This is a genomic window from Nitratidesulfovibrio sp. SRB-5 (assembly GCF_019931275.1).
Taxonomy (GTDB): Bacteria; Desulfobacterota; Desulfovibrionia; order Desulfovibrionales; family Desulfovibrionaceae; genus Cupidesulfovibrio.
In genome coordinates this window covers 1,090,541-1,105,130 of record NZ_JAIOTY010000002.1, presented here as the reverse complement: position 1 = coordinate 1,105,130, position 14,590 = coordinate 1,090,541, and the positions used below count along the sequence as shown (strand labels likewise).

At 68.8% G+C, this 14,590-nt stretch carries 8 protein-coding genes; 6 read left to right on the top strand and 2 right to left on the bottom strand.

Annotated features, from left to right (window positions below; all coding sequences use genetic code 11):
* Nucleotides 1-293 precede the first annotated feature (293 nt).
* The 5 genes from K6142_RS11955 (at nucleotide 294) to K6142_RS11935 (ending at nucleotide 9,535) form a co-directional block, all read left to right on the top strand.
* A complete protein-coding gene (locus K6142_RS11955; protein ID WP_190246079.1) occupies nucleotides 294-941 on the top strand; it encodes a tetratricopeptide repeat protein in 648 nt (215 codons plus the stop codon).
* 420 nt (nucleotides 942-1,361) lie between these two features.
* Entirely contained in the window at nucleotides 1,362-6,452 is a 5,091-nt protein-coding gene (locus K6142_RS11950) for a response regulator (RefSeq protein ID WP_223380861.1), read from the top strand.
* 282 nt (nucleotides 6,453-6,734) lie between these two features.
* Complete coding sequence (locus K6142_RS11945) at nucleotides 6,735-7,316, top strand: TetR/AcrR family transcriptional regulator (protein ID WP_012612197.1); 582 nt, start codon at nucleotides 6,735-6,737, stop codon at nucleotides 7,314-7,316.
* Nucleotides 7,317-7,520: 204 nt separating this feature from the next.
* Nucleotides 7,521-8,048, top strand: coding sequence for a DUF1499 domain-containing protein (locus K6142_RS11940; protein WP_190245543.1), 528 nt, complete (start codon nucleotides 7,521-7,523; stop codon nucleotides 8,046-8,048).
* Between the two features lie 554 nt (nucleotides 8,049-8,602).
* Nucleotides 8,603-9,535, top strand: a complete 933-nt coding sequence (locus tag K6142_RS11935; RefSeq protein WP_012612199.1) for a magnesium transporter CorA family protein — start codon at nucleotides 8,603-8,605, stop codon at nucleotides 9,533-9,535.
* 160 nt (nucleotides 9,536-9,695) lie between these two features.
* On the opposite strand, the gene K6142_RS11930 is transcribed toward K6142_RS11935, so the two are convergent.
* Entirely contained in the window at nucleotides 9,696-10,073 is a 378-nt protein-coding gene (locus tag K6142_RS11930; protein ID WP_190245544.1) for a hypothetical protein, read from the bottom strand.
* Between the two features lie 268 nt (nucleotides 10,074-10,341).
* Between K6142_RS11930 and K6142_RS11925 the strand changes: the two genes are divergently transcribed.
* Complete coding sequence (locus K6142_RS11925) at nucleotides 10,342-12,252, top strand: methyl-accepting chemotaxis protein (RefSeq protein WP_190245545.1); 1,911 nt, start codon at nucleotides 10,342-10,344, stop codon at nucleotides 12,250-12,252.
* A gap of 360 nt (nucleotides 12,253-12,612) precedes the next feature.
* Here the strand turns inward: K6142_RS11925 and ettA are convergent, their stop codons facing one another.
* Nucleotides 12,613-14,295 carry an energy-dependent translational throttle protein EttA gene (ettA, locus tag K6142_RS11920; protein WP_190245546.1) on the bottom strand — a complete coding sequence of 561 codons (1,683 nt, stop codon included), beginning with the start codon at nucleotides 14,293-14,295 and terminating at the stop codon, nucleotides 12,613-12,615.
* Nucleotides 14,296-14,590: the final 295 nt, after the last annotated feature.

Below are 14,590 nucleotides of genomic sequence, written 5' to 3'. Positions count from 1 at the left end.
CGTTTGCCCTTGCACGAAGTGGTCGGGGCAATCGGTCGCGGCGAAGGGGGTATTTAGGGTATCAGGCGGCCAAGTGTCAACACGGTTTTTGAAAAACGTTCGAAATACACATGCAACAACCTGAAACAACAGTCATTAATAATCGAAAGACGTGGCAGCACCTTCCCCCCTTTTCCCCCTGCCTCTTGCCGGATGCCGCGCGCGCGGGTAACACTGCCCAACTGACCGGGGCGCCTGGAGCGTTTGCCGCACCGTGCCCGGCATACACTTTCCCACATCTGAATGGAGCATCCATGTCGCAGACAAACCGAGCGCAGGGCCGTCAGCAACAGGACGGCGACTACGTCCGCAAGTCCACCATGTACATGGCCGTGGCCGTGGCGCTGGTCGTTGGCGCGTTCCTTGGCGTGCAGGTGACGAGCCTGTATTCGCCCGCTCCCGTGCAGGAAAAGCGCGCCGTGTCCGCCCCCAGCCAGCAGGCCCAGAACGGCCCGGCCAACCAGATATCGCCCGACGTCATGGGCCGCATTCTGGAAATGGAGCAGGCGGTGCTGAAAGACCCCAACGACGTGGCCGCATGGACCAAGCTGGGACACCTGTACTTCGACACCGACCAGCCCAAGAAGGCCATCCCCGCCTACGAGAAGTCGCTGGCGCTCAAGCCTAACGACCCGGACGTGCTGACCGACCTTGGCGTGATGTACCGCGAAGACCACCAGCACGACCGCGCCCTGGCCACCTTCGAGAAGGCCATCGCCGCCAATCCCAAGCACCAGATTGCCCGCTTCAACAAGGGCATCGTGCTGTACTTCGACCTGGAACGGAAGGACGACGCCATGAAGGCCTGGCGCGAACTGCTGGCCATCAACCCCGACGCCAAGGCCCCCAACGGCCAGCCGCTGAAGGAAATGATGCAGTCGTTGCAGCAGCAGAGCAAGTAGGACGGGCACCCGCCCCCATGCACCGTGCGGATGCGCGCGGCGGCCACGTGTCGCCGCGCGCTTTTCGTTTGCGGATCATCTCCGGCGTGGAGGACCTGTTCGCCCGGCATGTCGCAACCGGCCTCCCGTTTGCGACGCATGTTGCACCATTTCCCTGATCCCGACGTTCCGGGGCCGCATATCGCAGCCTTCCGCTGGCGCAACGACCTTGATTTCCACTCGCCCCCCACGCCGAAGTGCGCTATGTTCCGGCGGGGCGCGGCCCAAGCGCCGCGCCGCGCACGGTCAACACGCAACCCGCGCGCCCCGCGCGCCCATGGAACCATGTCGCACGCCCCGACCATCGCTTCGGCCCCCCGCCCGCCCCGCGTCCCGTCGCTTCATACATATACATCCCGCCGCCACACCGTGCTGTTGCAAATGGCTGCCTGGCTGCTGCTGGCCTGTTGCCTTGCGACGTGGCCTCCCATCATTGCGCATGCCGCCACGGCGGCTCCCGCCGCCGCCAATGCGACACGCCCCGAGGCCACTCCTCCCGCCGCCGCGCCTGCGCTTTCCAACGCCACCCGTGCGCTGGACACATTTTCCCTGCTGGCCACCCAGCCGCTGGCCCCGTTCATGGAATTTCTGGTGGACCCCACCGGCACGCTGAGCGTGGACGAGCTGCTCTCGCCCTCGCACCAGGCCGGGTTCACCCCACTGGGTAACGGCCTGCCCCTGTTCCGCTCCGGCTCCACCTGGCTGCGCCTGACCCTGGCCCCCCGCCCCTCGGACGGACAGAACCGCCAGCTGCTGCTGGACCTTGGCCGCGACCTGCCCGGCAACGCCACGCTGTTCCTGGCCAAACGCAATCAGCCCGGCGAACCCAACGAATGGCAGGCGCAGTCCCCCGAAGGGGGCAACGTGTTCACCCTGCCCGACCCCGTGGGCAAGCCGCTGCCCATCTACGTGAAGCTGGACGGCGTGCCGGGGCCGTGGTTCGCGCCCATGCTGCGCACCCCCCAGAATGCCGCCGCCAACAACGACGGACTGGCCCGCCCGCTGGTGATCGGCGTGCTGGTGGCCGTGCTGGCCCTGTGCCTGCTGCGCGGCGTCTTCGAGCGGGGCGAATGGCGGTTGTGGACCAGCCTGTTCGTTGCCGCCGTACTGGCCCAGGCCGTGGCGGGGCAGCCGCCCACGCCCGCGGGATACGTGCCGTTGCGCGGCCTGCCCGGCGTGCTGGCCCCCGGCCTTGCCCTGATGCTGCTGCCCCACGTGGGGCGCCATCTGCTGCGCACCCGCGAACACGCGGCCAGCGCGGACATGCAGTTGCGTGTTGTCTCGCTGGCCGGTGCCGTTCTGGCCCTGCTGCCGCTGGCGCCGGGCATGGCCTGGTCCTCGCGCCTGCTGGCGCTGTGGCCGCTGCTGCTGGTGCTGCTGCTGCCCGCCGCCGTGGCCTGCAAATTCCGCAAGCTGCCGGGGTCGCGCCGTTTTCTGACCGGATGCCTGGCCGCGCTGATCGGGGCCGGGGTGGGCATTGCGGGGCTGGCATCGCCGGTGCCCGCCGTGTGGATTTCCACCGCCCCGCTGTGGGGCCTGGCCCTGCTGGCCCTGCTGGTGGCAGGCACCAGCGCTCCGCGCCCGACCGAGGCCGAGGGCTCCCTGACCGGCGGACGCGGCTACCGCGTGCGCAAGAGCCCGGCGGCGGAACGTCCCGACCTGGACGACCCGCTGGCCGACGAGCCCACCCTGCGCATGATCTCGCCCGAAGAACTGCGCGGCGGGCTGGCCCCGTCTCCGCGCACCCCCGCCGCGCTCGCCACCGGGGACGCGCTGCCCCCCGACGAAACCGCCGCACGCCAAGGCTCCGCCCGCCAAGACTCCGGCCTTGACGACAGCATGGCCGATGAGCCGTTGGAACTTTCCCTTGGCGACGTGCTGCCGGAACTGGACGGCACGCCCACGATGCGCGGGTCGCGCCGCCTTGCCCGCGCGGCGGCCATGACCGGACGGACCGACTTCTCCACGGGTTTCGCCGCTGGCGGTGACGACGGAGACGAGGGGGAGGCCCTGCCCCACGCCGGTTCCAGTCTGGACCCGCTGGCACTGGCCCGCATGGAGGAAGCCCTGCTGGCCCCCATCGACGCCATGCTGCAGGAACTGGACGGCCTGGAAAACTGCGCGCTGCCCCCCGCCGCCCGCAGCCACGCCGAGGCCGTTGGCACCGCCGGTCGCCAGTTGGCCTCCATTGCAGAGGACCTTGGCCGGGTGGCCGCGCCGCAGCGCAGCGCGCCGCGCCGGGCCGTGTTCGACCTGCAACGCATGCTGCGCGACGCCCACGATGCCGTGGCCGACCGGGCGGAACGCAAGGGCCTGGCCATCTCGTGGTTCATGGCGCCGCATCTTTCGCAGCTGTATGAAGGGGACGCGGGCCAACTGGGCGAACTGCTGCGCCTGCTGGCCGAAAGCTCGGTGCGTTCCACGGACAAGGGCTCGGTGCACATGTCGGTGCGCCGCGTGCCCGACAGCACGGACCCCGGCCACCTGCTGTTCACCGTCAGCGATTCCGGCGCGGGCGCGCCGCCGCACAAGCGCAGCGTCAGCGCACTGGCCCGGGCGTGGGAAATGGCCGACGCCGCCGGGGGCACCCTGACCGTGGAAAGCGGGCGGGGCCAGGGCACCACCATTTCGTTCACCGCGCGGCTGGTGGCCCTTTCGGGCGACGCCACGGCGCCGCGCCCCTTCGTGGGCGTGGACCTGACCGACGATCTGCGCGTGGCCCGGCCCACGCCCGATGCCGTGACGGCGGCGGACCACCTGCACCTGGGGCCGGTGGCCCCGCACCGTCCGTTGCAGGTCATCGTGGCCGACGACGTGCCCAGCAACCGCCAGTTGCTGGCCTTTTTCCTGGAAGGGCTGCCCCATGCCCCGCTGGAGGCGCGCGGCGCCACCGAGGCGGGCATCCTGTACCGGCGCGCGCCCTCGGGCCTGATCATCATGGACGGCGACATGCCCGAGGACGACATCGTGGCCGCCCTGGCGTCCATCCGCGCCTTCGAGCAGGAGCACGGGCTGCCCCCGGTGCCGGTGCTGGCCCTTGTGTCGCACGAGGCGCAGGCCGAACGCATGCTGACCGCCGGGTGCACCGAAACGCTGGAAAAGCCCCTCACCCGCAGCGGCCTGCGCGCCGCCGTGGAACGCCTGGCACCGCCCCATGCCGAACCGCAGCCGCAGCCCGAATACGCGGACTACGCCGGATACGGGGCTGCGGCAGCGGAACTGCCGCACGGCGAGGAAGGCGACGACGCCCACGCCGCGCCGCCGGAATTCGCGGAACTGCCGGACCTGTTCCTGTCCGCTGCCGACAACGACGCGGATGCCGGTGCTGCTGGCCATGTCGGTCATATCGGCCATGCCGGGGCAGACGGGCTTTCGCTGGTCGGGGATGCCGCCCCGGCGTGGGATGCCCCCGAAACCACGCGGGACGACGCCTCTCCGTCCGATGCCCCGGCGTACCCCCATGACGACTCGGCCATGGATGCACTGCCGGAATTACAGGACGAGGGGCTTGCGCCCAACGAGACCGAGGCCGACGCGGGTGCGCCGCATGAGGACGCATCCGACGCGCCTGCGCCTGCCGAGCCTGTGCCTGCCGAGCCCACGTCGTGGCATCCCTGGGACCGCCCGGTGGCCGGAACGCCGGTGGCCGGAGTACCGGAACCGGCGCCGCACGCGGCGGAAAACGACGGCGGCAACGCCGACGCCGCCCACGCCATGGCCCATGAGGCAGAACCGGACGAGACCGAAGAGTTGCCCGACCTGTTCGGCGCGGACATCTTTGCCGTGGGCCACGCCGACCCCGCCGCAGGGCAGCAGCCCTCGGCGTCCGGGGTGGCCGCCACCGGCGCACCGCACGGGAATGGCGGACTGCCCGAGGGCGGATCGCTGCTGGACCTCATCGTCACCGACGCCGAGGATTCCGAACCTGGCGCCGATACCCCGACCGCATCGGGCCAAGCACCGGCAGCGCCAGCCCCAACGCCCCCGGCCTCGCCCCTTGCCGCAGGGGCCGCCGCCACTGTCGCGGCTGCGGCAACGCCCACGGAGATGGCTCCCCCGGCCTGGGACGACTATTTCGAGGAATCCGTGGGCGACCCCACTCCCGTGAAGCCCGCCCCGACCCAGCCGGTTGCGGGTGCTGCCGCCGCCACAACCCGGCAGGAGCGCGCCGACGCGCATCCCGAAAACGCGGCCACTGCGGTGCGCAAGCCCGCGGCCCCCGCCGACGGCGGTGAATGGGTGGGCGACCCCATGCCCATGGAGCCGCACCGGTCCACCGCCCATGCAGGGGCCAGCGCCTCTTCGTCCTACGGGGCGGCGGCGCGCCTGGAACGCTGGGAACGTGCCCAGCGGGCCCAACAGCAGGGGCAACGCCCCGTGCCCCACCCGTCGCCGGAGCAAAGGGGGCAACAGGTTGCGGAACAGGCCCCGGCCCTTCCGCAGCCCGACACCCGGCCCATCCGCGACCTGTCGGCTGAAGTGCGCCCCGGTTACCGTCCCAAGCAGCCCGCCGGGCAGGTGACGACCGGACTGGCGCAACCCGGACAAGCGCACCCCGGACAAGCGCAGCCCGGACAAGCGCAGCCCGGACAGACACAGGCCGGACAGCCCCAGCCCGGACAAGCGCAGGCTGCCGCGTCGACTGCCCAGGGAGCCCAAGGCGCCCAGACTGCCCAGACAGGCCAGACAGGCCGGACGACCCAAACGGGCCAGACTGCCCAGACAGGCCCGGCAGTTCCGGCGTGGCCCGCCGGACAACAGACCGGCCCGGCCCTGCCGCCGCAAATGCAGTACACCAGGCCCCAGCCGGGGCAGCAGGCGCCCCCGGCGCCCAGCGCGCAGCCCGGCCATGCCCCCGTACAGGTTTCACCCGGACAAGTTTCGTACGGTCAGGCCGCGCACGCTTCGCCGCACTCGCGGACAGCCACGCCGCCGCAAGCCGCCCCCGCCAAGAGCTTTGCCGAACGCATCGCGGAACGCATCGCCGTGCACCTTGGCCGGGGCGCGGACCGCGCCAGAAGTCCGGAAAACGATGCGACGCGGCGTGACCCGTCGCAGGCAGCCCCGGCCCAGCCCGCCAGGTCCGGCGCCGCACCGGCGCGCCCGGCTTCTCCCGTTCCGCCCGTTGCTTCTGGCGGTCGGCGGACAGAGCCGCACGTGAACATGGGCGACGACATCGAGCCCTTCATCCCCGGCCTGCTGGAAACCCTGGATGCCGCCCTGGACGATGCCCGGCGCGGTCGGGCCGACGGCAGCACCTTTGCCGTGCAGGAAGCGGCGGCGCGCATCGCGGGCAAGGCGGAAAGCTTCGGCCTGCGGGTGCTGGAACGCATTGCCCGCTGCGTGGAACGGGCCGCCACCGCCGACGACATGGAAGCGGTGCGCGACCTGCTGCCCGAACTGGAGGCCGCGGTGGAACGCAACCGCATCGCCCTGGCCCCGCGCGCCGGGCAGGCTGGCCGCCGGGGCTGAGCCGCCCGCCGGACGACACGCCCCCATACCGCCCCGGCCATTCCCACCCAAGCCATTCCGGGCCGGGGCGTACCCTCTGGCGTGCCTTTTCCTGTTCTTTTCATGAGTTGTGCCGCCCGCCAAAGCACGCGCCGTACCGATGTCGGGCTCCTGTTTCGCACGGATTGCGTGAGCGCCCAACACCAACGTTGACACCGCTCATGAGTGGGGTTAGCCTTCTCTCGTTTGAGCGTTCACTCCTCGCTTCTGCCGTATCGCGGCAGACACTGAAAGGATTCCGACATGAAGCGCGACACCATTCTGCTTACCGCCGCCAAGCTGTTTGCCGAGCGCGGGTTCAACAACACCCCCACCAGCCTCCTCGCCAAGGAGGCGGGCGTGGCGGAAGGCACCATCTTCCGTCATTTCAAGACCAAGGACGACATCTTCCTCACCCTGATCCGCAACGTGAAGGATCAGCTCATCAGCGACATCGAGAAGTATCTCGAGGTGCGCGCCCCCGAAACCAGCGTGGAGAAGGTGGTCTCCATCATCAAGTCGTTCTACGTGTTCGTGAAGAAGAACCGCATGGAGTTCTGCCTGATCTTCCGCGACGCGCCCACCCGCTACGGCGAACGGAACGACGACGTGTTCCTGGCCATCAAGGAAATATACTCCTACCTCAACGAGTACCTGCTGGTGGCCCTGCGCGACGGCCAGCGTGACGGCTCGGTGCGCACCGACATCAATGTCGAGGACACCGCGTGCATGATCGTGGGCATCATGGTGGGCATCGTGCGCACCATCCACTTCCAGTTCGTGGAACCCACCGACGATCTGCTGCGCAACGTCATCGACAACGTCAGCCGCTTCCTGAAGCCGTAGCGGAGACATCCGCGCCGTTTTCCACGGGGCCGTTCCGCGCATACGGGGCGGCCCCTTGTCGTTTGTCATGGGGCGACTGCCCCGGCCCAGCTATCGGCCCAGCTGCCGGATCGGTTGCCGGTCCCGCTACCGGATCGGTTACCGGGTCGTTTCCGGGTTGCGGTTCATGCCGCCGCCCGCGCCCCGCACCCACGGGAGGCATCCATGTCTTCGTCCATCCTTCACGATCCCGGCGCGTTGCGCACCGTGCTGCTTGTGCTGCTTCTTGCGGCGGGCGCATGGTTCCCATGGCCCCAGGGGCCAGTCCGCACCGCCCATGCCGCCCAGCCCGACCAGCCTGCCGGAGCACACCAGCCTGCCGGGCCCGTGCGCCTGCCCGCCTGCCCCGACCGCCCCAACTGTGTCATCACCCAGGCCGAAGGCGCCGTGCGGGACGGGCAGTATATCGAACCTCTGCCCTTCACCGGCGACGCGGCCACGGCCATGCGCCGTCTGGCCGTGGCTCTGGGCGCCCTGCCCGGCTGCACCGTGACCGAAATGGACGGCCTGACCGTGCGCGCCCAGTGCCGCAGCAAGGTCTTCGGCTTCATCGACGACGTGGTGTGCGTGGCAGATCCGGCGGCTTCCGTGGTGCACCTGCGTTCCGCGGCCCGTTCCGGCTGGTGGGACTTCGGCGTCAACCGCGACAGGTCCGAACAGTTGCGGCGCAGGTTTCTGGGGTTGTCCCGCTAGCCCTGCCCAGCCCCCAGCCCCGGCGCATTTCCGGTTGCCAAGCGGACCAAGCGGGCGTAAAGCAGACCCCGCAGCGTGCCGCGCCAGATTCGTGGCACACCGGGCGGCGGCCACACGGCCCGCCCGCACCCCCAACAGGAGCACAGACGTGGATTCCGGCGACAGTAGTAGATGCCCCATCGCATCGCACCGTTTCGCAACGACGCACCAGCGCCGCTGCCGCCACCACGTCCGGGCCTGATCCCTTCCCGGTCCGCCCGGCGGCGCTGCGCGCCCCCGGAGGTGGACCATGTTCCGCAGACCGCTTTCCCCGCTTTTCGCATCTTCCCTGCTTTCCGACCGCTCCATCCGGCGCGCCCGCTGCCGGATGCATCGTCGCGTGCTGTCCGTGGCCCGTTCCGCGGACCCGTACTCGTGACGCTCCGCTGCTTCCGCCGCCGCACCCTGCCCTGATCCCCGTGCATCGGGCCTGGCGCGGCGCGCGGCTGTTTCCGGCACGCGCGGCATGCGCCGCGCGCCTGACCACACCCGGAACGGACGCAAGGAGCCTTGCCGTGTTCACCATTCACAAGACCATCGACGGCGCACTGACCCCCATCGACCACATCGAGCCAGACTGTTGGGTCAACCTTTCCAATCCCTCTGACGAGGAACTGCGACGGGCCTCGGTGCTGCTGGGCATTCCGCTGGACTACCTGACCGACCCCCTGGACGCCGACGAACGCGCCCGTCTGGAGCACGAGGACGGCGTACTGCTGCTGGTCATCCGCGTGCCCCTGGAAAACGAGACCGACGTGCGCGTGCCCTACCTTACGCTGCCCATAGGCATCGTGATCACCCGCTCCGCCGTGGTCACGGTGTGCCGCTCGCCGCGCGACATCGTGACCGAACTGCTGAACGGACGCGCCCGCACCATGGACACGGCCCGCCGCCTGTGCCTGGCCATTCACCTGCTGCAACGCACCGCCATCACCTACCTGAACGACCTGAAGGACATCAACCGGCGTACCGCGTTCATCGAGCAGCGCTTGCAGCAATCCATGCGCAATCAGGAACTCATAGAGTTGCTGAACATCGAAAAGAGCCTCGTGTACTTCACCACGTCGCTCAAGGCCAACGACATCATCATGGAAAAGCTGCTGCGCACCCGCACCCTGCGCATAAGCGAAGAGGAAAGCGACCTGCTGGAAGACGCCATAACCGAGAACCGCCAGGCCATCGGCATGACCAACATCTACAGCGACATCCTTTCCGGCACCATGGACGCGTTTGCCTCCATCATTTCCAACAACATGAACACGGTCATGAAATTCCTGACCGGGTTCACCATCATCCTGATGATCCCCAACATCATCACCGGCATATACGGGATGAACATCGACACCCCCCTGCACGATTCGCCGTATGCCTTCGGCATCGTCTCCGGGGTGACCGTGGGGCTGTGCATGGTGGCCTGGCTGGTGTTCATCAAGAAACGCTGGCTGTAGTCGCGCCTGCCTGCGCAGCGACGGGACGCCCCGCACGGCCATGGCCGTGCGGGGCGTCGTGCGCTGGTGAAGGATGGAACTGCGGACGGAAAAGGGAAAGGCCGATGGCAGGCCATTCGGGCGTGACGCAACGGGCGACAGGACAATCCGGACGCAGCCCCTAGCGCTTGCCGTCCTTGTGCCGGGTCTTGGCCTCGGTGCGCTCCGGGTTGCCCGCCAGATGCCGATGGCGCTTCACGGCCAGGCGGGCAAAGTCGCCCGCGATGCGGGGCAGGTCGGAATCGCGCCAGATGTCCGCAAAGCCCGGCAGTGCGCGCACCGGCGGCGCCAGCACATACCCTTCGGTCGCATCCGGCATCAGGGCCACGTCGTCGTGGCGCACCGCACCCGCCGACCCCAGGGCGTCGGCCAGCAGCGTGGCCATGGTTTCGGCAAAGAACCGTCGCACCTCGTCGGGCGATTCGGCGCGGTCCAGCCGTTCCCGAAAGCCGGGCAACTGCGCCTGCTCCAGCCGCGTGAACGAAACCTGTCGGGTCATGGGCACCTCCTTGCCGGGGCCGCCGTGACGAAGAAAGCGGCGGACGCGCGGCCCCCGAAGGGTCCGCCGCCTTGCCACCAGCCTAGCAGAAATGCCCCCCCGCGCAAGCGCGCGACAGGCGCCGCGCGCTCGCTGCGGCCCGCACGCACGCCCATGCCGCGCCCCTGTGGCGCATTGTTATAATTCAGCCCCCACCAGCGGGCGGCTACGCTTGGACGACGCGCGAACACCCCTTGCCCTGCGCACGCCCACCCCAGCGGAGTACCCCATGCCCCACCCGACCCCCGGCCCCGCCCCAGCCCCTGGCGCGGCAACGCCGCTGTCCATGTCCGTTTCCGCCGCGCCCCGCTTCGAGGCAAGTGTGGCGCTGCGCATCATCGCCCTGGCCACGTTCATCGCCCTGCTGTTCATGGCCGCCATTCTCGGCGGATTCCTGCCGCAGGTCCGCTCGGATGCACTTCAGGCCCGGCAGCAAGAACTGCAACACCTGGTGCAGGCGGCCCTGAAGCTGGTGGAAGGCCTGGACGCAAAGGCCGGCCGGGGCGAGATACCCCTTGACGAGGCCAAGCGGCGCGCCGCCGATGCCCTTCGCCAGATGCGCTACGGCAACGGCGACTATTTCTGGATCAACGACGACCGCACCCCCTACCCCACCATGGTCATGCACCCTACCGCGCCCGCGCTGGAAGGCCAGACCCTGGACAAGCCCGCCTACAACCGGGGCACCCACTGGCGGGCCGCGCCCGGCGCCCCGGCAACGGAGTATCCCGGCGGCAACCGCAACCTGTTCCAGGCCTTCGTGGACGTTGCGCACCAGCACGGCGAAGGGCTGGTGGCCTACGTGTGGCCCAAGCCCAGGCAGGGCGGCGGCGTGACCGACCAGACCTATCCGAAGGAATCGTACATCGCCCATTACAAGCCGTGGGGATGGATCATCGGCACCGGGGTGTACGTGGATGACCTGGAGGTGGCCGCAGGCCGCCTGCGCAACATGGTGCTGGCGGTCACCGCCGCCATTCTCGCCGTGGGCTGCGTGCTGACGGTGCTGGTCACGCGGTCCGTGCGCACACCGCTGCACGCGCTGGTGGCCTATGCCCGCGCCGTGGCGGCGGGCGACCTGGATGCGCAGCCGCGCGGCACATTCCGCGCCGAATTGCGCGGGCTGAAGCAATCCATCGCCAGCATGGTGGAATCGTTGCGCATGCGTATCGAAGAGGCCCGTACGCGCACCGACGAAGCCGCCGAGCATGCCCGGCGCGCGCAAGTCGCCACCGCCGAGGCGGAAGCGGCCCGGATGCGGGCCGAACAGGCCCGGCGCGACGGCATGCACGAGGCTGCGGGCATGCTGGAAGGCATCGCCGCCGCCATTGTCGACGTGGCGGACACCGTGGGCCGCCAGGTCAGCCTTGCGGGCGGCGGCGCGGATGCCCAGAAGACGCGCGTTGCCGAAAGCTCGCACGCCATGGAGCGCATGGACGCCGCCGTGGCGGGCATGGCCGGTGGGGCCGCGGGCGCCGCCGATACCGCCGACAACGCCCAGGGCAAGGCCCGCGAAGGGGCCGAGGGAGTGCAGCGGGTCAAGGAGGCCGTGGTTCGCGTGGAAAAAGGCGCGGCCAACCTGCATGCAAGCATGGCCGACCTTTCGCGCAAGGCCGACAGCATTGGCGGCATAATGGCCGTAATCAGCGACATTGCCGACCAGACCAACCTGCTGGCCCTGAATGCGGCCATCGAGGCGGCCCGCGCCGGGGATGCCGGACGCGGCTTTGCCGTGGTGGCAGACGAGGTGCGCAAGCTGGCGGAAAAAACCATGTACGCCACCCGCGAGGTGGGCGAGGCCATCCGGGCCATTCAGGAAGGCACGGCGGCCAGCGCGCGCCAGGTGGATGCCGCCGTGGAGGCGGTAACCCAGGCCAACACCCAGGCGGATACCGCCGGAAGCTCGCTGGACGAAATCGTGCGGCTGGCCTCCGGCGTGTCCGCGCAGGTGCGCGCCGTGGCCACCTCGGGCCAGGAACAGGCGGAGGTGAGCGCGGACATCGTGCGCTCGCTGGGCGACGTCACCACCATCAGCGAAGACACCGCCCAGGCCATGCGCGACGCGGAACGGTCGCTGGGCGACCTGAACACCGAGGCGCAACGCCTTGGCGACCTTGTCGCGCGGTTCAAGGAAGGGTAGCCAGCCCCAAGCGCGACGGGACACAGCCACGCATGCTCGCAAGCACGCATGTCACAAGCACGCATGTCACAAGCACGCATGTCACAAGCACGCACAAAGCCCCCGCACCGTTCCCGGTGCGGGGGCCTTTCTCTCTCTTTCCCGCGACATTATCGCGCGCCGTTTGCGGCGTAAGTTTTGTTCGCTGGCAAGGAAGGCGAATCTTTCATAAAGGGAGCGCACTCTTCGGTACGTGACCGGAATGAAAGATGATGCCTGACAGCGTTGCTCTCGATGTCCGTAAGGCTCGCAAGCTCGCCTAACGGCCACGCTCCGCGCCCTTCGGGTCGGTCCGCCAGCGGGCAAAAATCCGCCGCAAACCTAGCGGGTCAGCTTGCGGAACTTGATCCGGTGCGGCGTGTCGGCGTCCTTGCCCAGGCGCTTCTTGCGGTCTTCTTCGTATTCCGAATAGTTGCCGTCAAAGAACACCACGCTGGAATCCCCTTCGAAGGCCAGGATGTGCGTGGCGATGCGGTCCAGGAACCAACGGTCGTGGCTGATGACCAGCACGCAGCCCGCGAAGTTCTCTATGCCGTCTTCCAGCGCCCGCATGGTGTTCACGTCAAGGTCGTTGGTGGGTTCGTCAAGCAGGATGACGTTGGCGTTGGACTTCAGCATGCGGGCCAGGTGCACCCGGTTGCGTTCGCCGCCGGACAGCACGTCCACCTTCTTCTGCTGGTCCTGGCCCATCAGGTTGAAGCGCGAGCAGTAGGCGCGGGCATTCACCTCGCGGTTGCCCAGCTTGACCGTCTCGTACCCTTCGCTGATCACCTCGTACACGGTCTTGCCCGCTTCCAGCGAATCGCGGTTCTGGTCCACGAAGGCCACCTGAACGGTATCGCCAATCTTCAGCTCGCCCGCGTCGGGCGTTTCCACGCCCGCCAGCATCTTGAACAGGGTGGTCTTGCCCGCGCCGTTGGGGCCGATGATGCCCACGATGGCCCCGGCGGGAATGATGAAGTCCACGCCTTCCATCAGCAGGCGATCGCCCAGCGACTTGGCGAGGCCGGTGGCCTCGAAGACCACCTTGCCAAGGCGCGGTCCCGGCGGGATGTAGATTTCCAGGTCCGGGGCGCGCTTTTCGCTTTCGTGGCTCAGCATGGCCTCGTAGGCGTTGATGCGCGCCTTGCCCTTGGCGTGGCGGCCCTTGGGCGACATCCGGATCCACTCCAGTTCGCGCTGGAGGGTCTTCTGGCGCTCCACCTCGGACTTTTCTTCCTGTTGCAGGCGCTTTTCCTTCTGCTCCAGCCACGAGGAATAGTTGCCCTTCCACGGAATGCCGCGCCCACGGTCCAGTTCCAGAATCCAGCCCGCCACGTTGTCGAGGAAGTAGCGGTCGTGGGTGACGGCGATGACCGTGCCGGGGAAGGTCTGGAGGAAGCGTTCCAGCCAGGCCACCGATTCGGCGTCCAGGTGGTTGGTGGGTTCGTCCAGCAGCAGGATGTCGGGGCTTTGCAGCAGCAGGCGGCACAGGGCCACGCGGCGGCGTTCACCACCGGAGATGACCGACACGGGGGTGTCGCCGGGGGGGCAGCGCAGGGCGTCCATGGCCATTTCGAGGCGGGCGTCCAGGTCCCAGGCGCCCTTGGCGTCCATCTGTTCCTGCACCTTGCCCTGGCGCTCGATGAGCGCGTCCATCTCGTCCGGTTCCATGGGCTCGGCGAACTTGGCGTTGATCTCCTCGAATTGCTTCACGAGATCCACGATGTCCTGCACGCCTTCTTCCACCACTTCACGCACGGTGCGGGCTTCGTCCACCAGCGGCTCCTGCTCCAGGTAGCCGATGGTGAAGCCCGGCGCGAGCACGGTCTTGCCGTCGAAGTTGGGGTCCACCCCGGCCAGGATCTTCAGCAGCGACGACTTGCCCGAGCCGTTCAGGCCCAGCACGCCGATCTTGGCGCCGTAGAAGTAGGAGAGGGAAATGTCCTTCAGCACCTCGCGCTGGCCGTGGCGCTTGGTGACGCGGATCATCGAATAGATGATCTTGTCCGGTTCGTTGCTCATTGGTCCACCTTTCGGGGTTATTGTCTGGTCGGGTTGTTTCCGGGCCGGTGCCTGCCTGCCGGAAGGTTGGCCGGGGCGCGCCGCCCACGTGGTGCGCCAGTCGCGGAGTTCGCATGCTGCGGGCACCGTACGGGCGGCAAGGCGGAAACGGTCCTGTTCGCAGTGTTCGGGGATATGCCGACGAAGCGCGGCCCTTGTGCTTTTGCAGACCGCAGGGATTTTGTCCAGTGCGCGGGCGCGCGCGGGATGACCACGCGGGCGGCGCGGACAGCCCGCACCGCGCGCCGAAGCCGCC

Excerpts from the sequence above, each read along its gene's own strand:
- K6142_RS11955 (WP_190246079.1), top strand. The coding sequence starts at position 294 with ATGTCGCAGACAAACCGAGCGCAGGGCCGTCAGCAACAGGACGGCGAC.
- K6142_RS11950 (WP_223380861.1), top strand. The coding sequence starts at position 1,362 with ATGGCTGCCTGGCTGCTGCTGGCCTGTTGCCTTGCGACGTGGCCTCCC.
- K6142_RS11945 (WP_012612197.1), top strand. The coding sequence starts at position 6,735 with ATGAAGCGCGACACCATTCTGCTTACCGCCGCCAAGCTGTTTGCCGAG.
- K6142_RS11940 (WP_190245543.1), top strand. The coding sequence starts at position 7,521 with ATGTCTTCGTCCATCCTTCACGATCCCGGCGCGTTGCGCACCGTGCTG.
- K6142_RS11930 (WP_190245544.1), bottom strand. The coding sequence starts at position 10,073 with ATGACCCGACAGGTTTCGTTCACGCGGCTGGAGCAGGCGCAGTTGCCC.
- K6142_RS11925 (WP_190245545.1), top strand. The coding sequence starts at position 10,342 with ATGCCCCACCCGACCCCCGGCCCCGCCCCAGCCCCTGGCGCGGCAACG.
- ettA (WP_190245546.1), bottom strand. The coding sequence starts at position 14,295 with ATGAGCAACGAACCGGACAAGATCATCTATTCGATGATCCGCGTCACC.